This window comes from Pseudomonas sp. A39 (assembly GCF_058145955.1).
Window position 1 is genome coordinate 1 of the sequence record NZ_JBYVMD010000067.1, and the last position, 22,983, is coordinate 22,983.

The following is a 22,983-nucleotide window of genomic DNA, read 5'->3' on the forward strand; positions in this document are numbered from 1 at the left end:
ATTTGGGGGGCCGCCGCCACGCGCCATCCATGGCGCGGGGCGGCTAAACCGGCATCCCTGCCGGTTTACCCCCCAAATCCCTGTCGAATTCCGGCCAGCGTGTTTGACGGGGCGCCTGAGATCAAAAGCGAGATCAAGATCACGATCAAGAGCGGCTCGCTTCGCATCGTGGTTAGTGGTTGAGGGGCTGCACAGTTGTGTCGATAACGTTGGTTATCGCTGGTAAGCCGCCGTCTACAAGACTTGTAGTCTCTCGCCCAATGCACCGTTATCCGCCAATGCCAGAAACTCATCCCCTAGCCGCCGGCTTTCGCTCATCGCTGTCTGCCAGTATTTGTTGCGGCTTGGGTCGTCGCCCATGAAGCGCTTGAAGTCGCTGCGGTCCGGGAGTTTGCCGTGGGGCAGACGGGCGAGGTAGTCCTTGGATGGCGCCAGCAGTAACACGTCCTGCAGGCCCTGTGGGTTGCTGCGCCGCCACGGCAGGCCCTTGTCGAACCAGCCGGGGATGACCCGGTCGGTGAAGTGCGGGTACAGCACGATGTCATCGCCGTGGTAGGGCAGGTCGAGGTGGTAGTCCAACAGGCCGCCGTCGCGGTAGGTGCCGGCGCCTGCGCCGGGCAGGTCGCGCACGCCTTGCATGACCATCGGGATTGAGCCCGACGCCAGCAGTGCCTGGCGCAGGTTGCCCAGTTCCAGGGCCAGGAAGCGCGAGGGGAAATCCTTTAGCGGGTGCACGGGCGGGGCCTGGCGCGGGTCGTGGATGATCAGCCGTTCGAAGTGCCGCGACAGCCGCGCGCGGCCGCGCAGGTTGTCGGCGATTACTGAGGACAGGCCCAGCCCGAGGCGCCCACGGTGGTCATCGGCAAGCAGGCCATGGCTCTTGACCACCATGATGTTGAGGCGGTAGTCCGGGTTGTCCAGCACCCGTGCATCGCGGCCGGCCAGCAGGTCGTCGAGCATGCGCCGGCAGCTGTGGCTGACTTCGGCCATGGTCACGCCTTTGGCAAAGCGCTGTTCGTTATATAAGCGGCCAAGGTCCAGCAGGCCTTGCACCGGGTCGGGCAGGCAGGCGCTGGCAAACCGCCAGGAACCGATGGACGCGCCGATCAGCGCCCGCTCGCGTGGTGCGCGGGGCAGCCAGTCGCCGAACAGCGCCAGGTCCAGGCCCTGGATACCCAGCGCCTTGGGGCCACCGGCCGCGCCGGGCAGGATGCCGACATCGGCAGGCTTGAGGCCTTGCTCGCGAATCCGGGCAAAGGCGCGTTTGCCGGCCTTGAGGGTCAGGGCGGGAAACTTGATGTGGATGGCTGTCATACCGGTCTCTGTTGAAGCGAGCGGGGCAGTATAGAAAATCTCGCAGGATGAGGGAAAAAGGCCCGGGCTGGAATTGCCATGGTGGCAATTCAGTTTCAGTTAAGTTGCAGCGCGTACGGTGGCTGGCGTAGGAAAACATCCTGTAACGGAGACTTATCATGAAGCGCCTCACCGCTCTGGTTGCCGCCGGTATCATCGCTCTCACGGCGACCCAGGCCCGAGCCGTGGACCCCGACAAGCCACTGAAAGTGCCGGCCACTGTTACTATTGTCGCCTTTGACCAACTGGAAGCGGCGGCCCTGGCCCTGCACCCCGGTTCAACACTGCTGGATACCGACCTGGACGAGGCCTATGGCAAGTACGTCTACGAGGTCGAATTGGAAGATGCCCACGGCATCGAATGGGATGTTGAATTGGACGCGCTCACCGGGCAGGTTCTCAAGAATCATCAGGATACGTAATGAAGGTAAATTTACGCGCCGGCAGTCGCGTGGCGCTGGTGCTCATGGCATTTTGCTCCAGCTTGGCGGCCCGCGACCTCAATCAGGATGAAGCCTTGGCACTGCGCCAGCAGGGAATAATCCTGCCGCTCGAACAGCTGTTGCATCAGGCCATGGCGCGCTATCCCGGCTCACGCCTGCTGGAAGCCGAGCTGGAAAAGAAACACGGGCAATATGCCTATGAAGTGGAACTGGTGACCACCGACGGTGTGGTGCGCGAGATCAAGCTGGACGCGAGCACCGGTGTGCTGATCAAAGACGAGGAAGACTGATGCGCCTGCTGCTGGTGGAAGACAACGTACCCTTGGCCGATGAACTGTTGGCTGGCCTCCAGCGCCAGGGCTATGCCGTCGATTGGCTGGCCGACGGGCGCGATGCCGTTTACCAGGGGCGAAGCGAGCCCTACGACCTGATCATTCTCGACCTTGGCCTGCCCGGCCTGCCTGGACTCGAGGTGCTGGCACAGTGGCGTGCCGCCGCGTTGGCAATCCCGGTGCTGATTCTCACCGCCCGCGATTCCTGGGCCGAGCGCATCGAAGGGCTCAAGGCCGGCGCGGACGATTACCTGGCCAAACCCTTTCACCCTGAAGAGTTATACCTGCGTATCCAGGCGTTGTTGCGCCGTTCCCATGGCCAAACTAACCAGCCCACGTTGCAAGCCGCCGGCCTGCACTTGGATGAAGGCCGCCAGTGCGTGTTGCGCGATGGCGCCGAGATCCAGCTGACCGCCGCCGAATTCCGCCTGTTGCGCTATTTCATGCTGCACCCCGAACAGATCCTGTCGAAAAGCCACCTGGCCGAGCACCTGTACGATGGCGAGACCGAGCGGGATTCCAATGTGCTGGAAGTGCACGTCAATCACCTGCGCCGCAAGCTGGGCCGCAGCGTGATCGAGACCCGGCGCGGCCAGGGTTACCGGTTTGGCGCCAACCCTGCATGAGGTCGATCCAGCGGCGCCTGAGCCTTGGCCTTATCAGTGTGATGGTGATCGTCGGCGTGGTGCTGGCGCAGACCAGCCTGTGGTTGTTCGAAGCCGGTTTGCAGCGCTACCTGGAAGCCGGTCTGCGCAACGATGCCGAAAACCTGCTGGTGGCTCTGGTGCGCGGACCCAACGGCGTGCAGCTGGATGAACAACGCCTGTCGCCGGCCTATCAGCGGCCGTTTTCCGGGCACTACTTCCGCATCGATTTTGCCGAGACCCACTGGCGCTCCCGCTCCTTATGGGACCAGGAACTGCCGCGCCTGCCCGAGATCGGGCTCAAGGGCAATCTGCAACTGGGCCCGGAAGGCCAGCAATTGCTGGTGTTGCGTTCGGACTACAAACGCTTCGGCCAGTCGATTTCCATCAGCGTGGCCCAGGACTACACCCCGGTGCGTGAAAGCTTCCGCCTGATGCGTCAGATCGGCCTGGTGCTGGGGTTAGCGGCGCTGCTGCTGGTGTTGGTCCTGCAGCGGGTCACCGTACGCCGCGCATTGCGCCCGCTGGAAACCGCCCGCAACCAGATCGCCCAACTGCAGCAGGGCCAACGTTCGCAGCTCGACACCCAGGTACCGCTGGAGCTGGAGCCGTTGGTGGCGCAGATTAACCACTTGCTGGCCCACACCGAAGACAGCCTCAAGCGCTCGCGCAATGCCCTCGGCAACCTTGGCCACGCGCTCAAAACCCCGTTGGCAGTGCTGTTGAGTGCGGCATCGAGCGAGGCGCTCAAAGATCGTCCTGAGGTGAGCAAACTGTTGCGTGACCAGTTGGAGCAGGTGCAACAACGCCTCAACCGTGAACTCAACCGCGCCCGCCTGGCGGGTGAAACCCTGCCCGGTGCGTTGTTCGATTGCGATAAAGAACTGCCTGGCCTGCTCGCCACCCTGACCATGATCCACGGCGAGCACCTGGACCTCAGCTACCACGCTGCGCCCGGCCTGCAGTTGCCCTGGGACCGTGAAGATCTGTTGGAACTGCTCGGCAATCTGTTGGACAACGCCTGCAAATGGGCGGACGCCGATGTGCGCCTGAGCATCATCGAGACTGAGCACAGCTACCGGTTGGCGGTGGAAGATGACGGTCCCGGCATCCCCGAAGCGCAGCGTGACCAGGTGTTCAGCCGTGGCGCGCGCCTGGATGAACAGATAGACGGCCACGGCCTTGGGTTGGGGATCGTGCGGGACATTGTCGAGGTGTGGGGCGGGGTGTTGCAGTTGCACGAAAGTGAGTTGGGTGGGCTGAAAGTGCTGATCGAATTACCCCGTGGGAGGGGGCTTGCTCCCGATGTCGGTGTGTCAGCCAACGCCTCTATCGACTGATTCATCGCTGTCGGGAGCAAGCCCCCTCCCACTGTTATCTGCGTCAGGTCAGGTGGCGTGCAGTCGCTCAGACGCGGAACTGGTCCATTAACCCCTGTTGTTGATTCGCCAGGCTGTTCAACGCCTGGCTCACCCTGGCCGACTCATTCGCCTGCTCCGACAGCGACTCGGTCACATCGCGAATGGTCGCCACGTTGCTGTTGATCTCCTCGGCCACCGCGCTTTGTTCTTCGGCGGCGCTGGCGATTTGCAGGTTCATGTCGCTGATCACTGTGACCGCATCGCCAATCTGACGCAGGGCAGTCACGGCCTCGCCGACTTGTTCGACGCTGCCCTGGGCCTGGCGATAGCTGTTACCCATGGCGCCGACGACATCGACGGTGCCGCTTTGCAACTGCTCGATCACCAGACGGGTTTCTTCCACCGATTCCTGGGTGCGTTGCGCCAAGTTGCGCACTTCGTCGGCCACCACTGCAAAGCCCCGGCCGGCCTCACCGGCGCGGGCGGCTTCGATGGCGGCGTTGAGGGCCAGCAGGTTGGTCTGCTCGGCGATGCCGCGAATCACTTCCAGCACCGAACCAATCTTCTCGCTATTGGCGGCCAGGCCTTCGACTTGGGCCATGGCGGTGCTCATGTCCGCCGCCAGGTGGCCGATGTTGGCGGTGGTGCGGTCGATCACGGTCAGGCCGTCGCGGGTCGCCTGGTCGGCATCGCGGGCCGCTTGCGCCGCCTGCGCCGCGCTGCGCGCCACGTCCTGGGCGGTGGCGCTCATTTCGTGGGAGGCGGTGGCCACCTGATCGACCTGGCGGTACTGCTGTTCCATGCCAGCGCTGGTTTGCGTGGCAATGGCGGCGGACTGGTCGGCAGTGCCGCGAGCGTCCTGCACCGAGCGTTTCACCTCGGCGATGATCGGTTGCAGCTTGTCGAGGAAACGGTTGAACCAGCCGGCCAGTTGGCCCAGCTCATCCTGTTTGTCGTAGGCCAGGCGGCGAGTCAGGTCGCCTTCGCCGCTGGCGATGTCTTCGAGCATGTGTGCCACGCCGAGGATCGGCCGGGTCACACTGCGCGCCATCAGCCACACCAGGATCAGGCCGACCACGGCTGCAATCAGGCCCAGGCTCAGTTCCAGCAGGGTGCCCTTGGCATTGTCGGCATCCAGTTGGGCTTTCAGCGCTTCGGCGGGGGCCACCAGGACGTTCTCTGGCACGTCCAGCAACACGCCCCACGGTTTGCCCTCCGGAATCGGCGCAAACGGTGCCAGTACCTTGAGCTGATGGTCGCTGCGCAGGCTGCGGATCTGTGTACTGCCGGCCAGGGCGCTGATCAACTGCGCACCGTTGGTGGTGTCGACCTGGTCCAGGCGCTGGCTGAGTTTGCTCGCGTCCGGACTGTAGCCGGCGAGCAAGCCGGTGGGGCTGAGGATGCTGACTTGGGTCTGACCGTCATACAACTTCTGGCTGGCCTGTTGGCTCACGGCCTGCAGGCTGTTGAGGTTGATGTCCACCGACAACGAAGCGATGACGTTGCCATTGACCATCAGCGGGAAGACGATGCTGGTCATCAGCACGTTTTGCCCATCGATCTTGTAGAAGTAGGGCTCGATCACGCAGGGTTTGAGGGTCGTACGCGGGCAGGTGAACCAGGCGTTGGCCTTCTCGCCGCTGGGGCTGAGCTGGGTATTGGACATGTCGCTTTCCGGCAACGCCATCGAGGTCAGCTTGCCCGGCGTCGGTTGCGACCAGTACAGGGCGAAGCGGCCCTTGTCATTACTGCCCAGTTCGGCCTGGCCGGCGAATAACTCATCCTTGCCGTCCAGGGCGTTGGCTTCGAACACCAGGGATAAACCGAGCAAGTCCGGGTTGGCCTGCAGGGCGGCCTTGACTTGGCGGGTCAGGTCTTCACGGGTGTCGAAGGCGTCGAGGAAGCGCTTTTCAGCCTGTTCACGCAAAAACAGCACCTGGCGGGAAAAACCGTGGCCGTATTGGTAGGCGTCCATGAATTGGCGACGAATGCCCAACGCTTGCACTTCACCCTGCGCCTCGATGCGCGCCTGGGCGGCTTCATCCAGCATCTGCATGCTGGAGGCTTTGACCTGCTGAGAGCTCTGCGCCATGCGATACAACGAAAGACCCACCAGCAGGGTCACGATCCCCAGCAGGCACAGGCCGGCGAGCAGGGTGATTTTCCATTGAATAGAGAGCTGCCTAAGCGACATCGGAAATCCTTAACCTAAAATACAAACAGAGGCTCTGTATCGGCGGTTTCAGAGGTTTCTTTATTAAAACAGTCATCCTCACCACAGGTTTTTTGACATGCGGGCCCACCTGCTGCAAAGTGCGCGCCCTCTAATAAGACCTCCTTCAAGCCTGCACGCTGGCTGCCATCCGATGGCTGCCTGGGCGCGGGCATGCCTGTTTTTTATGTTTCTGCTTGAGGTAACCATGATTAACGCAGTCATTGCCGCGGTCGGCACCATGCTGGTGCTCAGCCTGTCCCGCGTGCATGTGGTCATCGCCATCATCGTCGGTGCCCTGGTCGGTGGCCTTACCGGTGGGCTGGGTATCGACGCCACGCTCAAAGCCTTCAATGGCGGCTTGGGCGGTGGTGCAACTGTGGCGTTGTCCTACGCCTTGCTCGGCGCTTTCGCCGTAGCGATTGCCAAATCCGGCCTGGCCCACGCCCTGGCCGACAAGGCGCTGCTGCTGGTCGACCGCCAGGAAGCCACCGGCGGCAGTCACGTCAAATGGCTGTTGATTGGCCTGCTGTGGGTGGTGGCGATTGCCTCGCAGAACATCCTGCCGATCCATATCGCGTTCATCCCGCTGTTAGTGCCGCCGCTGCTCTACGTGCTGACCAAGCTGCAACTGGACCGCCGCCTGATCGCCTGTGTGATGACCTTCGGCCTGATCACGCCCTACATGTTTCTGCCGGTGGGTTTCGGCAATATCTTCCTCAACCAGATACTGCTGGCCAACGTGGCCAAGAGCGGGGTGGATATCAGCCAAGTCAACGTCACTCACGCCATGAGCCTGCCGGCGCTGGGCATGGTGGTTGGCCTGCTGGTGGCGGTGTTTGTCAGCTACCGCAAAAAGCGCGTGTACGACCTGGAGAAAATCGAGCGGGTCGAACAGGTCGCGGTGCAATACAACCCACTGACCCTGCTGGTGGCCGGCGTGGCGATTGCCTCGGCGTTTATCATCCAACTGTGGCTGGACTCGATGATCATCGGCTCCCTGGCCGGGTTTTTGATCTTCTCGGTGTCGGGCATCGTGCGCTGGCGCGACACCGACGACCTGTTCACCGAAGGCATGAAGATGATGGCGATGATCGGCTTCATCATGATTGCCTCGTCGGGCTTCGCCGAAGTGCTCAAGGCCACCGGTGACGTGCGTTCGCTGGTGGAAACCTCGGCGGCGTTCATCGGCCATAGCCGTGGGGTGGGCGCGCTGCTGATGTTGCTGGTGGGTTTGCTGGTGACCATGGGCATCGGTTCGTCGTTTTCCACGGTGCCGATCCTGGCGGCGATTTTTGTGCCGCTGTGTGTGCAACTGGGCTTCAGCCCGGTGGCCATCGTGTGCATCGTCGGCACGGCGGGTGCCTTGGGCGACGCTGGCTCACCGGCCTCGGACTCCACCCTCGGCCCCACCTCCGGCCTGAACATCGACGGCCAGCACCACCACATCTGGGACACCGTGGTGCCGACGTTCCTGCACTACAACCTCCCATTGCTGGCGTTCGGCTGGCTGGCCGCAATGACCCTCTGACCCTCTGACTTGTAGTGAGCGGGCTTGTCGAATCGTCGCACCGCCCCCCAGCGCGGGGCAAGCCCGCTCACTACAGATATCTCTTGTGCGGCCGATAGCTTTTCAAGTCGCCTAATAAGAGAGAAAAGCCATGCGTCTGAGCCTCAAGGCCAAAGTCCTTTCACTCGCCGTAGTGCCGGTGTTGCTGTTCGCCGTGGTCATCAGCCTGACCACCGTCTGGATCCTGCAGGGTCAGGCGCGCAACGAGGTGGAGGAAACCCGCCAGCGCCTGCTCAACGATGCCAAGGCCACTCTGCAAAGTTATGTCGAAGTGGCCATGACCACCATCAAACCGCTCTACGACGCGGCCGCCCCCGGTGATACCGCCGCGCGTGCCGAGGTGGTCAAGCTGCTGTCCAACACCCGCTACGGCAAAGATGGCTACTTCTTCGGCTACGACTCCGAGACCATCCGCCTGTTCAAGGGCAACAGCCCCGACGGCGTCGGCAAGAGCTTCAAGGACAACCGCGACCCCAATGGCGTGTACGTCAACCGCGACCTGGTCAAGGTGGGTAAGGACGGCACCCACTACCTGCAATACAGCTCGACCCAGCCGGGGCAGACCGAACTGGTGCCGAAGATGGGCTACACCGAATACCTGCCCAAATGGGACATGGTCATTGGTACGTCGGTGAACCTGGATGGCATCGAGGCCCAGGTCGCCGTGGTCGAAGCCAAGGTTGAGAAACGCATGGAAGGCGTGCTGCTGAGCATTCTCGGCGTGGCCGTGGTGGTGCTGTTGGTGATCGCGGCCGTCGGTATGGTCATGGCCAATACCATCCTGCGCCCGCTGCACCTGATGAAAGCCAACCTCGACGATATCGCCGCCGGGGAGGGCGACCTGACCCGCCGCTTGGCCATCACCAGCCAGGATGAGCTGGGCGATCTGGCGGGCGCGTTCAACCGTTTTGTCGACAAGATCCATGGCCTGGTGCGCCAGATCACCGAGATGACCACCCAACTCACCGGCCTGGTCAGCCAGGTTTCCGACCAGGCCCAGCGCTCCGAGCAGGCCATGGAGCGCCAGCGCCACGAGACCGACCAGGTCGCCACCGCGATCAACCAGATGTCGTCCGCCGCGCAAGAAGTGGCGCGCAGTGCCCAGGGCGCTTCGGTGGCCGCCCAGCAAACCGATGCCGAAGGCCAGGCCGCCAAGCGCGTGGTAGACGGCAGCATCGCGCAGATCCATGCGCTGGTGAACGACATCCGCAGTAGCGGCGTGTCCCTCGACAGCTTGCAGCAGGACGTGTCCTCCATCGTCAGTGTGCTCAGCGTGATCCGCTCTATCGCTGAACAGACCAACCTGCTGGCGCTCAACGCCGCGATCGAGGCCGCACGGGCAGGGGAGGCCGGGCGTGGTTTTGCGGTGGTGGCGGATGAAGTGCGCGCGCTGGCCAGCCGCACGCAGACCAGCACCCAGGAAATCCAGGGCATGATCGACCGCCTGCAAAAAGGCACCGAAGCCGCTGTGGACGCCATGCGCCGCTCCAGCGATGCTGGCGACGGCACCTCGGCCAAGGCCAACGAAGCCGGGGCGTCCCTGGACACCATGGCGCAGTTGATCGGCACCATCAATTCGATGAACGCGCAGATCGCCAGCGCCGCCGAAGAGCAGACCGCCGTGGCCGAAGAGATCAATCGCAGCGTGCATCAGATCGCCGTGGCGGTGGACAGCGTCGCCGATGAGACCCAACTGGGTGCCCAGACCTCCCGCAGCCTGGCGGATCTGGGTCAGCGTTTGGGGCAACTGGTCGGCCAGTTCAGGATCTGATCAGCCATAGCTTCAGCGTATGTTGGCCTAACGTTAATACGAATATACCTATCACCGCCCCTCAGTGAGACGTGAGCCCTTACCACAACAGGGGCTCATCTCATGTCACTTGCCGACCTTACCGACCCGCTTCAACGCCTGGCTGAACTCGATACCCACACGGTTTCCGATGCACTGGATTTCCTGCAACTGCCTGGCGCCGTACCTGCGGATCGCCTACGCCTTGGATGAGGGTTCGTTGCGCCAAGCCTGCGCGGCGATCCACCGGTTCTGCGTGGCGACCCGTTAGACGTCGCGCATCAGCAAACCAAAGCGCACGTCCATCTCGGCCGGAAGCGGCACATACACCGTGTGCCCATCCCCCGGCGCCACGTCGATGGCCTCGCCCTTGATGTTGTGCAAGGTGGCCAGGTCAAAGTGAAAGTTCCCGGCGGGCGTCATCAATTCCAGATGATTGCCCACGGCAAAACGGTTCTTCACCTTGACCTCGGCCAACTCGCCCCGACGCTCGCCGGTCAGCTCCCCGACGAATTGCTGGCGCTCCGACACCGAACTGCCGTTCTGGTAGTTCTGGTATTCGTCGTGCACATGGCGGCGCAGGAAGCCTTCGGTGTAGCCGCGCTGGGCCAGGGATTCGAGGTCGGTCATCAGGTTGCGGTCGAAAGCGCGACCGGCTACGGCATCGTCGATCGCCTGGCGATACACCTGGGTGGTGCGCGCACAGTAGAAGTGCGATTTGGTGCGGCCCTCGATCTTCAGCGAATGCACGCCCATGTGGGTCAGGCGCTCCACATGCTGCACGGCGCGCAGGTCCTTGGCGTTCATGATGTAGGTGCCGTGCTCGTCTTCGAAGGCGGGCATCTGTTCATCGGGGCGGTTGGCTTCTTGCAGCAGGAAGACGTGGTCGGTGGGCGCGCCTATGCCCAGCGTGGGCTGACATTCCTGGACGATATCGCCCGTGGTATTTTCCACCGCCGGGGTCGCCTGGTACTTCCAGCGACAGGCGTTGGTGCAGGTGCCCTGGTTGGCATCGCGCTTGTTCATATAGCCCGAGAGCAGGCAGCGCCCGGAATAAGCCATGCACAGGGCGCCGTGTACAAACACTTCCAGCTCCATGGCCGGTACTTGCTGGCGAATCTCGTCGATTTCTTCCAGGGACAATTCCCGCGACAGGATCACCCGGCAGATCCCTTGCTGCTGCCAGAACTCCACGCTCGCCCAGTTGACCGTATTGGCCTGCACCGACAAGTGGATAGGCATCTGCGGGAAGTGCCGGCGCACCAGCATGATCAGCCCCGGATCGGACATGATCAGTGCATCCGGGCCCATGGCGATCACCGGGGCCAGGTCCTTGAGGAAGGTCTTCAACTTGGCGTTGTGGGGTGCGATGTTGACCACCACGTAGAAACGCTTGCCCAGGGCGTGGGCTTCCTGGATGCCGAGGGCCAGGTTGGCGTGGTCGAACTCGTTGTTGCGTACCCGCAGGCTGTAGCGCGGCTGGCCGGCGTACACCGCATCGGCGCCATAGGCGAAGGCGTAGCGCATATTCTTCAGGGTGCCGGCGGGGGCGAGCAGTTCGGGGGCGAGGATGGGGGGCATGGGCACGGGTCGCAAAAGGTCGCGAAGGTAGCCGAGCGGCAGCGGCGGTTTATTGATCCAGGTCGTCCTTTGAGCTTTTTGTATCGCTGTGTATCGACGGGCGGCGTGGATACGTGGGGATTTACACGCACGGGTTTTCGACACAGGCGCGATACCTGCGGGCCTTCTAATGGATTCCAGCGAGGCACACCGCCTCTTGTCATCGAACCCTGGAGCCTAACGCCATGAACACCAAATCCATTTACGCCGCCTGCCTGTTTGCTGCCCTGAATGTCTGCACCTTGTCGGCCCGCGCCGAAGCCAGCGTCACTGCGCACACCTACGACTACAGCACTCACTTGGACATCAAGCAGGTAGTGTCCATGACTCAGGATCCCACGCCAGCCTGCGGCGTGGTCAATGCGCGCATGACCTACCTGGACTCCCACGACACGACCCAGGTGCTGGACTACCTCAAGTTCGGTGACGGTTGCATCGGCGATAACTGATTGCTTGCGGCCATAAGGTGAACATCATGCTACTGATCGCATTCCTGGGCGGCATCCTGACCGTCCTCAGCCCTTGTATCCTGCCGGTGGTGCCGTTTCTGTTCGTCGGGGTTGGCCGAACCCGCCGTTCGATCCTGCTGACGCTTGGCGGCATGGTCCTGACCTTCGCGCTGGTGTCCAGCCTGGCGGTGACCAGCAGTGAGTGGGTGGCACAGGCCAGTAATACCGGCCGCCAAGGGGCGCTGATGGTGATGGTGCTGTTTGCGCTGTCGTTGATCTCGGCGCGGGTTGGCGACTGGTTGGCGCGGCCGTTCGTGCTGTTGGGCAACCGCATTGACCCCGACCACCGTGCACAGTCCGGCGCGCTCAAATCGCTGTTGATCGGCATCGCCACCGGCTTGCTGTGGGCGCCGTGTGCCGGACCGATCCTGGGCGTCATCCTGACCGGTGCGATGCTGCAAGGCGCGAATGCGCAGACCAGCGTGTTGCTGGTGGCATATGGTTTGGGCAGCGCGTTGTCGCTGGGCACCTTGATTGTTGCGGGACGCGGCCTGGTCAACCGGCTCAGGGCCTCGATTCCGGTCACCGGCTGGCTGCGCCGTGGGGCAGGGGTGGCGGTACTGGCGGCGGCGGTGGTGATGTCCACCGGGGCCGACAAAACCCTGCTCGCGGGTACGTCGTCCGAAGGCGTCAGTAGCTTGGAAAAAGGCGTGCTGGAACAGGTTCCCAAGGGGGTGGATGACCGGGTGAGCAAGGTCAAGGCCGTTCCGGTACCGGCTAACGCGCAGGGCGCGATGCCGTCGCTGTCCGGCGCGGTCGAGTGGCTCAACTCACCCGAACTCACGCGCGAATCCTTGAAGGGCAAAGTGGTGCTGGTGGATTTCTGGACCTACGACTGCATCAACTGCCAGCACACGCTGCCCTATGTGAAGCAATGGGCGCAGAAGTATGGGCAGCAGGGCTTGGTGGTGATCGGCGTGCACACCCCGGAATACGGCTACGAGCGCATCCTCAGCAACGTCAAGGACCAGGTGCGCAAGCTGGGTATCACTTACCCGGTGGCTGTCGACAACCACTACGCGATCTGGCGCAGCTTCGACAACCAGTACTGGCCCGCCCATTACCTGTTCGACGCCGACGGGCAACTGCGTTACACCCACTTTGGCGAAGGTCGTTATGAGGTTCAGGAACAGATGATCCAGGCGTTATTGGACGAAGCTAAAGCCCTCAAGTGAGGCGGTCTATGCTTGTTCGATAACCCAGGGGCACTCCCAGGTTTCGCTGCGGACTAAGCAACGGGGCCTACACGGGGCTGCTGCTTTTCTGACATGGATCGGACATGAATCAAACCAACCTGCAATTCAAAACCCTGCTGTTGCTCCTGGGCCTGGTGACCATCGCCTTCATCTGGATATTGCTGCCGTTCTACGGCGCAGTGTTCTGGGCGGTGATCCTCGGCATCATCTTTGCCCCAATGCAGCGTCGCCTGCAGCAGCGCTTTGGCTGGAACCGCAACTTCACCTCCCTGGCGACCTTGAGTGCCTGCCTGATCATCGCGATCCTGCCGGTGATCATCACCAGTGCCTTGCTGGTGCAAGAGGGCGCGACGCTTTATAAAAATGTGGAAAGCGGCAAGCTGGACGTGGCGGGGTATATCGAGCAGTTCAAGAACGTGCTACCGCCGTACTTCCAGCACCTGCTCGACCGCTTTGGCATGGGTAACCTGGAAGGCTTGCGGGAGAAAATCGTCAAGAGCGCAATGCAAGGCAGCCAGTTCTTTGCGACCCAGGCGTTCAGCTTCGGCCAGGGCACGTTTGATTTCCTGGTGAGCTTTTTCATTATGCTGTATCTGCTGTTCTTCCTGCTGCGCGATGGCCCGGAGCTGGTGCGCAAGGTGCGCACGGCGGTGCCGTTGGCCGAGCCGCAGAAGCGCCGGTTGCAACTCAAGTTCAATCGGGTGGTGCGTGCCACGGTCAAGGGCAACGTACTGGTGGCCGTGACCCAGGGCGCGCTGGGCGGGTTGATCTTCTGGTTCCTGGATATCCCCAGTGCGTTGCTCTGGGCGGTGCTGATGGCGTTTCTGTCGTTGCTGCCGGCGGTGGGCGCCGGGATTGTGTGGGGGCCGGTGGCCGCTTACTTCCTGTTGAGCGGTTCGATCTGGCAGGGCGTCGTGCTGGCGCTGTTTGGCGTGTTTGTGATCGGCCTGGTGGACAACGTGCTGCGCCCGATCCTGGTGGGCAAGGACACCAAGATGCCGGACTACCTGATCCTCATCTCGACCCTGGGCGGCCTGTCGGTGTTTGGCTTGAACGGCTTTGTCATCGGGCCGCTGGTGGCGGCGCTGTTCATGTCCAGTTGGGCGTTGTTTGTGGAAAGCAAGCCGCGAGTCAAATTGCCACTACCTTAAACCTCAGGCATGCAGCCTGAAGGTCGAGGCTTGTTGCAGCTGTTTTTCGGCTGCGGACAAGGACGTGAGCGGGCCGCTGATGGCCTCGCCATCGCGAACTACGTACCAGCACGCGAGCAAACCCAGCTCCCGAAGTGGGGCGGGGACTGCGCTGCCGATGACGGACATGATCTGAACAGTGGGCATAAGGACCTCCAATTGCTATGGGGGTCACCTTACGGGGCTGGGCGGCCGAGGAAAAATCACCTGGCTCGATAGTCGACATCGACGCGAGGCGTCAGTCCACGACCTGGTCGAGCATGTTCACCACTTCCTGCTCGCTGAGCAGGCCTTTGCGCACCAGGTTTTCCGCCAGCAGCGCGAGGAACTTGGCGCTGCGGTGGCCTTCCAGGTGCTTGAGCTCGGTGAGGGCGCTGTAGACCTTGCTGGATGTACAAAGGCCGGCGGTGCGGTGTGGGTTTTGCGTGGGCATGGTCAGTCGTCCTTGTTGTTATTGGGTGGACAGAATCGATAGTGGAAGTACGTCGTGACATAAACATGACAGCGCGAGGCCCGTTGGGGCAAGTAGACATTCAATGTCGATGATGTGCGAATACGCGCCTGGCATTGTCCTCGGAACGACCTTGGCGCGATAAATCCAGACTTACCAGACAAAATCCAGGCAAAAAAAGGCCCCGCAACCTGCGAGGCCTGTTTCAGAACAGTCGATTACCAGCCGCGGCCGTAGTAGCCGTGGGGAGGGCCGTAGTAGCCACGCGGTGGGCCGTAATAAACCGGCGCCGGACGGTAGTAAACCTGTTGTTGCACATACACCGGTGGCGGCGGTGCGTAATAGACCGGCGGCGGAGCGGCATACACCGGCTGCGGTTGCACATACACCGGCTGCTGCACATAGACCTCACGCGGCTGGCTGGCAACCACGGAGCCCACGACTGCGGCGCCGACTAAAGCACCCAATACGGCCGGGCCACCCCAACCACCACCGTGGGCGGAGGCTTGGCCTGCCATAGCGAGTGCGCCAACAAGCAAGGCGATCTTGGGGATTGTACGAATCATGGTCATTCCTCGGTTAGCCCCTGCGCTTGTGGTCTGTAATCAATAGACTCAAGTAATGTCGCGGGGATACTTTTAAGACAACGTATTTCTGAAAAACAGCACAGCCGCTAGGTAAAGGTTGTGTAAGGTCTGTACCGATTTGCTTACTCAAAGGAGTTACCCATGCAGATGCACCCCAACAAGGACACTCGGCTGTGCATGTCACTGTCGGCGCGCCCTGGTAATTTCGGCCTGCGTTTTCATAACCATCTGTACGAACAGCTGGGTCTGAACTTCTACTATAAAGCCTTCAGCAGCCAGGATTTGCCCGGCGCGATCGGTGGTATCCGGGCGCTGGGCGTACGCGGCTGCGGGGTGTCCATGCCGTTCAAGGAGGCCGCCATTGCCTTAGTGGACGAACTCGACGATTCGGTTCAAGCCATCGATTCCCTGAACACCATCGTCAACACCGACGGGCACCTCAAGGCCTACAACACCGACTACATCGCCATCGAGCAGTTGCTGAAAAAGCACGCGGTGCCGAAGGACTCCACTTTTGCCCTGCATGGCAGCGGTGGCATGGCCAAGGCCGTGGCCAGTGCCTTGCACGACGGTGGTTACGCCAATGGCGTCATCGTTGCGCGCAACGAGGCGGCGGGTCGGGCGTTGGCAAAGCATTTGGGTTACGAGTGGCAAGCCGAACTGGGGGACTTGCGCCCGCAGATGCTGATCAACGTCACGCCCATCGGCATGACCGGCGGGCCCGAGGCGCAAGCGTTGGCATTTGAGGCGAATGCTATCGACGCGGCCGACACCCTTTTCGATGTCGTGGCGATCCCCTCCGAAACGCCGCTGATCGTGCGCGGGCGCGCCAAGGGCAAGCGAGTGATCACTGGGTTGGAAGTGATAGCAATCCAGGCGTTGGAGCAGTTTGTGCTCTACACCGGGGTACGACCGACGCAGGAGCAGTTCGAAAAAGCCGTGGCATTCGCCCGAACCTAAAGAGCACTGAAAATCAACTGTGGGAGGGGGCAGGCTCCCTCCCATATTTTTTCCGCGTTACAGCGGCTCCAATTTGGCCAGCCGCTCTTCCAGCAGTGCAATCCGCGCTTCCAGTTCTTCGATGCGTTCCACAGACACGCCACTGCCAGCCCCGCGCTCCACCGGACTCCCGCGTGCCGCGATAATCACCTCGATATCCGCCGGGTCCCCCAACGCATGGGTATAACGATCTTCTCGCTGCCCCGCCTGACGCGGCACCAGTAACGCCAGCCCCCGTGCAATCAGGCGCTCGAGCTGGTGCACCACCTGCTCGGCATCTTCGAAGTCGTGCATGCGCCCGCTGCGGGTCAGCAGTTCATTGACGGTCTGTGGCCCGCGCAAAAACAGCAGCCCGGTCAGGATCACCTGGGCCGGCACCAGTTCCAGCGCCTTGTCCACGCGATGCTCCCAGCGGTCGGCACGGCTGCCCATGACCAAGCGGGTAAAGCCTTGGCCTTCGAGCACACGCAGGCTCTGGCCGACCTGGCCCTGGCTGAGGTTCATCACCGGCTCGCGGCTGGTTTTCTGGTTGCAGGCCAGCACCAGGGCGTTGAGGGTCAAGGGGTAGGTTTCCGGGTTGGTTGCCTGTTTTTCGATCAGGCAGCCCAGGATGCGGATTTCCGTGCTGTTGAGGCGCGGCTCAGGCGTGTCGGTGTCGTGCTCGGCGGTCATCGCGCTTTCCCTATGCTGTGAAGGTCCTTAGCCTAATCCCGAAAAAATAAAAGACAAGCGGCGAGCATGTCTATAATCGCCGCTGGTTCAAACCGTGCCATAACCATGAGACTGCCATGACTATTTCCCTGTACGCCGCCTCCATCCCGGTCTTCAAGCAAATGCTCACCGCCCTGAGCGGCGTGTTGACCAAGGCCGAAGCCCACGCCACCGCCAAGAACATCGAGCCGAACGCCCTGCTGCAAGCGCGCCTGTTCCCGGACATGTTCCAACTGGTGCGCCAGGTGCAGATCGCCGTCGACTTCGCCAAGGGCGTTTCCGCACGCCTGGCCGAGATCGAAGTGCCGAAATATGAAGACACCGAAGTTACCTTCGCCGACCTGCAGGCGCTGATCGCCAAGGTGCTGGCGTTTGTCGATACCATCAAGCCAGAGCAGATCGACGGCAAGGAAGGCATCGAGATCATCACCCGTCCCGGCACGCCGAAAGAGAAGCGCTTCAGTGGCCAGTCCTACCTGCTGACCTACGGCCTGCCGCAGTTCTTCTTCCACGTCACCACGGCTTATGCCTTGCTGCGCCATAACGGTGTGGAAGTGGGCAAGCGCGATTACATGGGCGCTTTCTAAGCATCCAGTCACAAAAAAGCCCGGGGTCGTTCTTCAGTGAACGCCCCCGGGCTTTTTTTCGCCTGGCATTTAAGCCGGTTGTTCTTCCTTGCCCAGGCAAGCAGCCGCGGTGAACAACACGTCAGTCGACGAATTTAGCGCGGTTTCCGCCGAATCCTGCAGCACGCCGATGATGAAACCGACAGCCACCACCTGCATGGCAATCTCACTGGGGATGCCAAACAGGCTGCACGCCAGCGGAATCAGTAGCAGCGAACCGCCAGCCACGCCGGAAGCGCCGCAGGCGCAGATGGCCGCGACCACGCTGAGCAGCACGGCGGTCGGCAGGTCGACGGCAATGCCCAAGGTGTGCACGGCCGCCAGGGTCAGCACGGTGATGGTGATCGCCGCACCGGCCATGTTGATGGTGGCGCCGAGCGGGATCGATACCGAGTAGGTGTCTTCATGCAAGCCCAGGCGTTTGCTCAACGCCAGGTTGACCGGGATGTTCGCCGCCGAACTGCGGGTGAAGAACGCGGTGATCCCGCTTTCGCGCAGGCACATCAGCACCAGTGGGTAGGGGTTGCGGCGCAGCTTCCAGAACACGATGGCCGGGTTGATCACCAGTGCCACGAACAGCATGCAGCCGATCAGCACCAGCAGCAGGTGGGCGTAGCCGAGCAGGGCGCCGAAACCGGAGGTGGCCAGGGTCGATGCCACCAGGCCGAAAATGCCCAGCGGCGCAAAGCGGATCACCACGCGCACGATCAGCGTGACGCCGTTGGACAGGTCGTCGAGCACCGTGCGGGTGGTTTCGCCCGCATGGCGAATGGCAACCCCCATACCGATGGCCCAGGCTAGGATGCCGATAAAGTTGGCATTCATCAGCGCGCTGACCGGGTTGTCCACCACGCTCAGCAGCAGGCTTTGCAGCACTTCACCAATGCCGCCCGGCGCGCTGACGGTCGCGTCATGGGTCGCCAGCACCAACGAAGAGGGAAACCACATACTCGCGATCACCGCGACCACGGCCGCGGCGAAGGTGCCCAGCAAGTACAGGAACAGGATCGGCTTGATATGGGTTTCCTGGCCGTGCTTATGGTTGGCGATCGACGCCATCACCAGCACAAATACCAGGATCGGTGCCACGGCCTTGAGCGCCGCGACGAAGACCTTGCCGATAAATCCGGTGGCCTTGGCGGCCTCGGGCAACAGCAAGGCCAACAGGATGCCGGCGATCAAGCCAATGACGATTTGCGTGACCAGGCTGACGCGCGCGAGTCGATGCAGGAGGGAAGGGGCAGCAGTCATAAACACTTGTCTCTAGTTTTTGGAGGCACAGCGGCACAGGCAGAAAGGGCTGTAGGACGCGGATCGCGAAGTCTAGCATGCTGTAGGAAAAGTCCTTGGTGGTGCGGCATCGCGTCACCCAGGAGCCCAAGCTCTCGCAAAATCCTGTTAAGATTGCGTCCTCTCATTTTTCCTATCCTTCAGCGAGCCCTCAGGGCTGTCGTTGATGTCGTCGTTTCTGGAGTTTTCATGTTGTTTCCCATCCTGCTGCTGTCGGCCGCCGGCTTTACCGTGCTGACCACAGAATTCGTCATCGTCGGCCTGCTGCCGTCCATCGCCCGTGACTTGAACGTCAGTGTGTCCCAGGCCGGGCTGCTGGTGACGTTGTTCGCGTTTACCGTGGCGGCCTTTGGTCCGTTTCTCACGGCGTACTGCGCGCGCTTCCCACGCAAGCGGCTGTTTATCAGCATCCTGATCATGTTTGGCGTGGCCAATACGGTGGCGGCGCTGGCACCGAATATCTGGGTGATGGCGCTGGCGCGGTTGATTCCGGCGTTGGGCTTACCGGTGTTCTGGGCCTTGGCCAGTGAAACCGCAGTGGACATCGTCGGCCCTGAATACGCCGGGCGCGCCATCGAAAAGATCGGTTTCGGTATCGTCTGCGCCACGGTGTTCGGCATTCCGGTCGGCACGCTGATTTCCGATATGTTCGGCTGGCGCAGCGCGTTTGCCATCCTTGCGATCGTGGCGGTGGCCAAGGCCTTGCTGCTGTTTATCTACCTGCCGGTGACCCAACCCAAGAACGATCAAGTGACGTTGCGCTCGCAGTTCAAGATCCTGCGCAATCCGTTGATGCAGGGCCATATCCTGCTGTCGATCCTGGTGTTCAGTGGCATGTTCACGGCGTACACCTACCTGGCCGATATCCTTGAACGCCTGGCCGGTTTCGACGGCACGTTGGTGGGCTGGTGCTTGATGGGCTTTGGTGCAGTCGGGTTGATCGGCAATTCCTTGGGCGGGCGCGCGGTGGACCGCCATCCGTTGATTGCGTCCATGGTGTTCTGCGGCTTTATGATCGCCGGCATGGTCGCGCTGGTGCCGGCGATTCACTCCACCGTCGGCCTGGCGGCGGCGATGGCCGTGTGGGGCGTGACCCAGGCGGCGATGTTCCTGGTCAGCCATGTGCGCTTGATGAAGGCCGCGCCCCACGCGCCGGCGTTTGCCGCGTCGCTGAATATCGCCGGGGCCAACCTGGGGATCGGCCTGGGCGCGATGGTCGGTGGCCATGTGATCGACACCCTCGGCCTGGGCAGCCTGGGCTTTGCCGCGTCGGGGTTTATCCTGGTGTCGATCCTGCTCGCCTTGTGGCTGATGACCGCGAAATCGATGTCGACCTGTGCCTGACTCATGTGGGCGCGGGCTTGTTGTGGTGAGCAGGCTTGCCAGGCGCTGGGCCGCGAAGCAGCCCTTGGGTCGGCGGTGAACCCGTCGGGGGGACAAGCCCCACTCACTGCAGCACGCCCACATTATGCTCAGGGCAGGGTGGTAAACAGCTCCCGTCGAGCGCCCTCGGTAATCGCCACGATGCCAGGGTGCTTGACCTTGCGCTCCACCGAGATCGCGTAGAACGACTCGGTCACGGCCACGGTCTGGCCAATCAGCGCCACGCCGTACTGGCGCACCACTTCATCGGCAATCACGCTGGGGGCGATAAAGATCCCACTGCCGGATTGACCGAATGCCTGCATCAACGCGCTGTCATCGAACTCGCCGATGATCTTCGGTTGAATCTGCTGCTCGGCAAACCAACGCTGCAAACGGCTGCGCACGACGGTTTCCGCACCCGGAATCAACAGCGGTGCGCCGTGCAGGCACTGTGGGAAATCACCACCGTATGCGTCAGCCAGCGCCTGGGTGGCGAAAAAGCTGATGCCACATTCGCCCAACTTCTGGCTGTAGCCCTTGATGTCCAGATGGGTGGGCATAGGGCTGTCGGAAATCACCAGGTCCAGGCGCTGGATCGCCAGGTCGGCCAGCAGGCGTTCGAGTTTGTCCTCGCGGCAGGTGATACGGATCGGCTCACTCAATTCCATGGTCGGCGCGATCAGCCGGTAGACGATGGACTTGGGCACCACGTCCGCCACGCCGACACGGAACAGGATCTGCTGCTCATCGGGTTGTGCACGCAGCAGGGCCTCCAGTTCGTTGCCGGTCTGGAACATCTGCTCGGCATAGGGCAGGGCCCGGCGCCCGGCTTCGGTCAGTTCAAGCTGGCGCCCGACCCGCTGAAACAGCGCGATACCAAAGGTCTGCTCGAGCAGGCTGATCTGCCCGCTGATCGTCTGGGGCGTGAGGTTGAGTTGCTCACAGGCGCGCACGATGCTGCCGGTCTTGGCCACCACCCAAAAGTAGTGCAGTTGTCGGTAATTGAGCATGGTGGCCATCACTTCGTAAAAACCGAAGTATACGCGAGAAAAATACGAATTTTCCTGAACTGTTCACCTGCATAGAATGCCTCGCTATCGCGGGGCCACTATTTGGACCCAATGGTTCTAACGAGGAAGACATCATGAAACTCAATTCCCTGGGCACGGCAGCGCTGCTTGCGCTTTCATTGGTGGTGATCAGCGGTTGCGATCAGGTCGAGAAAAGTGCGCAGCAGGTGCTGGGCAAAGCCACCGAGTCGGCCAAGCAAGCAATCGATGACACCCACAAGGCCGCCGAGCAGGCGTTGAGTGAAGCGACAAACGGCCTGATCACGCCACAAAAAAAGGATGATCAGGAAGAAAACGAGTCTGAATCGAACAGCAAAGAAGCCTAACTTCCCCGTACAACGTCAGGACTGACCTATGGATTACCTTTTACAACTGGCTGCCAGCCCCACTGCCTGGATTGCCCTGGCCACCTTGATCGTCATGGAAATCGTGCTGGGCATCGATAACCTGATCTTTATCTCGATCCTCACCAATAAATTGCCGGAGAAGCATCGGGCCAAGGCGCGCCGTATTGGTATCAGCATGGCGTTGATATTGCGCCTGGGCCTGTTGAGCACCATCGCGTTCATCGTGCAACTGACCACGCCGGTGTTCGAAGTGTTCGGCCAGGGCTTCTCGTGGAAAGACATGATCCTGATCGCCGGTGGCTTGTTCCTGGTGTGGAAGGCGACCACCGAGATCCATCACAGCATGGACCCGGAGCCCGAAGAGAAAGCCAGCGTCGGCAATACGGTCGCCATCGGCTTCGCCGCCGCCATCGGGCAGATCCTGCTGCTCGACCTGGTGTTCTCCATCGACAGCATCATCACCGCCGTGGGCATGACCGAGCACTTGCCGATCATGATCATTGCCGTAGTGACCTCGGTGATCGTGATGCTGGTGGCGGCTGAGCCGTTGGCCAAGTTCATCAACGACAACCCGACCGTCGTGATGCTTGCCCTGGGCTTCCTGATTATGATCGGCATGACCCTGATCGCCGAAGGCTTCGGTGCCCATGTGCCTAAAGGCTATGTGTACGCGGCCATGGCGTTCTCCGCAGCGATCGAATGCTTGAACATCGCCCGCCGCAACCGCCACAAACGCTTGCTCGCCGCCCGGCAGTAACAGCAGAAACAGACGGCTCGCTACGCTAACCACGATGCGAAGCGAGCCGCTCTTGATCGTGATCTAGCTTTTGATCTCAGGCGCCCCGTCAAACACGCTGGCCGGAATTCGACAGGGATTTGGGGGGTAAACCGGCAGGGATGCCGGTTTAGCCGCCCCGCGCCATGGATGGCGCGTGGCGGCGGCCCCCCAAATACCTGTCGGATTACGGGCACACCGAGCGTGAGCGAGGTGCCGAGTGTTGGGGCAAGCGCGTTTTGCTTACTTTTGCGCTTTTCAAAAGTGAGCCGCTGTAAAAGCGGAACCCATAGTGGCCGTTACCTACATAACGGATATGTACCTGGTCTGATCCAACATCCAGGTGAGCTGCCAGGCCGCCAGCGGGAGCAAGCTCCCTCGCCACAGGTCCAGCGCCGTACCTAGAGTGGTGTAGATACCTATGCCCCGATGGTGCTGAATCAGTCACCTGATGAATTGACTGACACACCGCTATCGGGGGCAAGCCCCCTCCCACATTTGGATCGCGGTCTAACCGTTAGATGGCGGTCGTCGGTCAGGCCG

At 61.7% G+C, this 22,983-nt stretch carries 23 protein-coding genes and 2 pseudogenes; 15 read left to right on the forward strand and 10 right to left on the reverse strand.

Translation table 11 applies throughout. The annotated features are described in order from the left end of the window. A pseudogene (locus AC3ZU9_RS29070) lies at positions 1–183 on the forward strand (hypothetical protein); the annotation flags it as partial. 51 nt (positions 184–234) lie between these two features. Here the strand turns inward: AC3ZU9_RS29070 and AC3ZU9_RS29075 are convergent. Further along, complete coding sequence (locus AC3ZU9_RS29075) at positions 235–1,314, reverse strand: hypothetical protein (protein ID WP_046036849.1); 1,080 nt, start codon at positions 1,312–1,314, stop codon at positions 235–237. Positions 1,315–1,472: 158 nt separating this feature from the next. Between AC3ZU9_RS29075 and AC3ZU9_RS29080 the strand changes: the two genes are divergently transcribed. From AC3ZU9_RS29080 to AC3ZU9_RS29095, 4 genes are read left to right on the forward strand one after another with little or no spacing between them, the layout of a single operon-like run. After that, the gene (locus AC3ZU9_RS29080; RefSeq protein ID WP_012723360.1) at positions 1,473–1,775 is read left to right on the forward strand and encodes a PepSY domain-containing protein; all 303 of its coding nucleotides are present in this window, start codon (positions 1,473–1,475) and stop codon (positions 1,773–1,775) included. After that, the gene (locus AC3ZU9_RS29085; RefSeq protein WP_012723361.1) at positions 1,775–2,086 is read left to right on the forward strand and encodes a PepSY domain-containing protein; all 312 of its coding nucleotides are present in this window, start codon (positions 1,775–1,777) and stop codon (positions 2,084–2,086) included. Before AC3ZU9_RS29080 ends, AC3ZU9_RS29085 begins: the two co-directional genes overlap by 1 nt. Beyond that, positions 2,086–2,754, forward strand: coding sequence for a response regulator transcription factor (locus AC3ZU9_RS29090; protein ID WP_012723362.1), 669 nt, complete (start codon positions 2,086–2,088; stop codon positions 2,752–2,754). The genes AC3ZU9_RS29085 and AC3ZU9_RS29090 overlap by 1 nt, the downstream gene beginning before the upstream one ends. Continuing rightward, a complete protein-coding gene (locus AC3ZU9_RS29095) occupies positions 2,751–4,112 on the forward strand; it encodes a sensor histidine kinase (protein ID WP_102061012.1) in 1,362 nt (453 codons plus the stop codon). The genes AC3ZU9_RS29090 and AC3ZU9_RS29095 overlap by 4 nt, the downstream gene beginning before the upstream one ends. 67 nt (positions 4,113–4,179) lie before the next feature. On the opposite strand, the gene AC3ZU9_RS29100 is transcribed toward AC3ZU9_RS29095, so the two are convergent. Together AC3ZU9_RS29100 and AC3ZU9_RS29105 are read right to left on the reverse strand one after the other, a co-directional pair. Continuing rightward, entirely contained in the window at positions 4,180–4,935 is a 756-nt protein-coding gene (locus tag AC3ZU9_RS29100) for a methyl-accepting chemotaxis protein (protein WP_375232532.1), read from the reverse strand. 102 nt (positions 4,936–5,037) lie between these two features. Then, positions 5,038–6,327: pseudogene (locus AC3ZU9_RS29105) on the reverse strand (methyl-accepting chemotaxis protein); the annotation flags it as partial. Between the two features lie 229 nt (positions 6,328–6,556). On the opposite strand from AC3ZU9_RS29105, the gene AC3ZU9_RS29110 reads away from it, so the two are divergent. Continuing rightward, positions 6,557–7,876: a Na+/H+ antiporter family protein gene (locus AC3ZU9_RS29110; RefSeq protein ID WP_490091684.1), complete on the forward strand. Its 1,320-nt coding sequence runs from the start codon at positions 6,557–6,559 to the stop codon at positions 7,874–7,876. 130 nt (positions 7,877–8,006) lie between these two features. Then, positions 8,007–9,686, forward strand: coding sequence for a methyl-accepting chemotaxis protein (locus tag AC3ZU9_RS29115; protein WP_046036845.1), 1,680 nt, complete (start codon positions 8,007–8,009; stop codon positions 9,684–9,686). A 285-nt stretch (positions 9,687–9,971) separates the two neighbouring features. Here the strand turns inward: AC3ZU9_RS29115 and trhP are convergent, their stop codons facing one another. After that, positions 9,972–11,285, reverse strand: a complete 1,314-nt coding sequence (trhP, locus tag AC3ZU9_RS29120) for a prephenate-dependent tRNA uridine(34) hydroxylase TrhP (protein ID WP_490091680.1) — start codon at positions 11,283–11,285, stop codon at positions 9,972–9,974. A gap of 224 nt (positions 11,286–11,509) precedes the next feature. On the opposite strand from trhP, the gene AC3ZU9_RS29125 reads away from it, so the two are divergent. From AC3ZU9_RS29125 to AC3ZU9_RS29135, 3 genes are all read left to right on the forward strand, one after another. Continuing rightward, positions 11,510–11,773: a DUF2790 domain-containing protein gene (locus AC3ZU9_RS29125; protein ID WP_490091681.1), complete on the forward strand. Its 264-nt coding sequence runs from the start codon at positions 11,510–11,512 to the stop codon at positions 11,771–11,773. Between the two features lie 26 nt (positions 11,774–11,799). Continuing rightward, positions 11,800–13,008, forward strand: a complete 1,209-nt coding sequence (locus tag AC3ZU9_RS29130) for a cytochrome c biogenesis protein DipZ (RefSeq protein WP_490091682.1) — start codon at positions 11,800–11,802, stop codon at positions 13,006–13,008. A 104-nt stretch (positions 13,009–13,112) separates the two neighbouring features. After that, positions 13,113–14,180, forward strand: coding sequence for an AI-2E family transporter (locus tag AC3ZU9_RS29135; protein ID WP_012723370.1), 1,068 nt, complete (start codon positions 13,113–13,115; stop codon positions 14,178–14,180). A 3-nt stretch (positions 14,181–14,183) separates the two neighbouring features. Here the strand turns inward: AC3ZU9_RS29135 and AC3ZU9_RS29140 are convergent, their stop codons facing one another. From AC3ZU9_RS29140 to AC3ZU9_RS29150, 3 genes are all read right to left on the reverse strand, one after another. Next, positions 14,184–14,366: a hypothetical protein gene (locus tag AC3ZU9_RS29140; RefSeq protein WP_012723371.1), complete on the reverse strand. Its 183-nt coding sequence runs from the start codon at positions 14,364–14,366 to the stop codon at positions 14,184–14,186. A 91-nt stretch (positions 14,367–14,457) separates the two neighbouring features. Continuing rightward, positions 14,458–14,652 (reverse strand): hypothetical protein, encoded by a 195-nt coding sequence (locus AC3ZU9_RS29145; RefSeq protein ID WP_010211349.1) that lies wholly within the window; start codon positions 14,650–14,652, stop codon positions 14,458–14,460. A gap of 236 nt (positions 14,653–14,888) precedes the next feature. Beyond that, the gene (locus AC3ZU9_RS29150; protein ID WP_012723373.1) at positions 14,889–15,242 is read right to left on the reverse strand and encodes a hypothetical protein; all 354 of its coding nucleotides are present in this window, start codon (positions 15,240–15,242) and stop codon (positions 14,889–14,891) included. Between the two features lie 156 nt (positions 15,243–15,398). Here AC3ZU9_RS29150 and AC3ZU9_RS29155 point away from each other — a divergent pair, with 156 nt between their 5' ends. Then, positions 15,399–16,217, forward strand: a complete 819-nt coding sequence (locus AC3ZU9_RS29155) for a shikimate 5-dehydrogenase (protein ID WP_490091683.1) — start codon at positions 15,399–15,401, stop codon at positions 16,215–16,217. 57 nt (positions 16,218–16,274) lie between these two features. Here AC3ZU9_RS29155 and AC3ZU9_RS29160 read toward each other — a convergent pair whose 3' ends face one another. Further along, positions 16,275–16,928 (reverse strand): YceH family protein, encoded by a 654-nt coding sequence (locus AC3ZU9_RS29160; RefSeq protein WP_012723375.1) that lies wholly within the window; start codon positions 16,926–16,928, stop codon positions 16,275–16,277. Between the two features lie 116 nt (positions 16,929–17,044). Here AC3ZU9_RS29160 and AC3ZU9_RS29165 point away from each other — a divergent pair, with 116 nt between their 5' ends. Further along, the gene (locus AC3ZU9_RS29165) at positions 17,045–17,554 is read left to right on the forward strand and encodes a DUF1993 domain-containing protein (protein WP_010211342.1); all 510 of its coding nucleotides are present in this window, start codon (positions 17,045–17,047) and stop codon (positions 17,552–17,554) included. Positions 17,555–17,623: 69 nt separating this feature from the next. Here AC3ZU9_RS29165 and sstT read toward each other — a convergent pair whose 3' ends face one another. Further along, positions 17,624–18,844, reverse strand: coding sequence for a serine/threonine transporter SstT (sstT, locus tag AC3ZU9_RS29170; RefSeq protein WP_046036838.1), 1,221 nt, complete (start codon positions 18,842–18,844; stop codon positions 17,624–17,626). A gap of 228 nt (positions 18,845–19,072) precedes the next feature. On the opposite strand from sstT, the gene AC3ZU9_RS29175 reads away from it, so the two are divergent. Then, positions 19,073–20,227 carry an MFS transporter gene (locus tag AC3ZU9_RS29175; RefSeq protein ID WP_012723379.1) on the forward strand — a complete coding sequence of 385 codons (1,155 nt, stop codon included), beginning with the start codon at positions 19,073–19,075 and terminating at the stop codon, positions 20,225–20,227. A gap of 128 nt (positions 20,228–20,355) precedes the next feature. Here the strand turns inward: AC3ZU9_RS29175 and nhaR are convergent, their stop codons facing one another. Next, positions 20,356–21,258 carry a transcriptional activator NhaR gene (nhaR, locus tag AC3ZU9_RS29180; RefSeq protein ID WP_012723380.1) on the reverse strand — a complete coding sequence of 301 codons (903 nt, stop codon included), beginning with the start codon at positions 21,256–21,258 and terminating at the stop codon, positions 20,356–20,358. Between the two features lie 134 nt (positions 21,259–21,392). Between nhaR and AC3ZU9_RS29185 the strand changes: the two genes are divergently transcribed. Both AC3ZU9_RS29185 and AC3ZU9_RS29190 read left to right on the forward strand, forming a co-directional pair. After that, the gene (locus tag AC3ZU9_RS29185) at positions 21,393–21,644 is read left to right on the forward strand and encodes a hypothetical protein (RefSeq protein ID WP_012723381.1); all 252 of its coding nucleotides are present in this window, start codon (positions 21,393–21,395) and stop codon (positions 21,642–21,644) included. A 28-nt stretch (positions 21,645–21,672) separates the two neighbouring features. Then, positions 21,673–22,422 carry a TerC family protein gene (locus tag AC3ZU9_RS29190; protein WP_012723382.1) on the forward strand — a complete coding sequence of 250 codons (750 nt, stop codon included), beginning with the start codon at positions 21,673–21,675 and terminating at the stop codon, positions 22,420–22,422. The last annotated feature ends 561 nt before the right edge of the window (positions 22,423–22,983 follow it).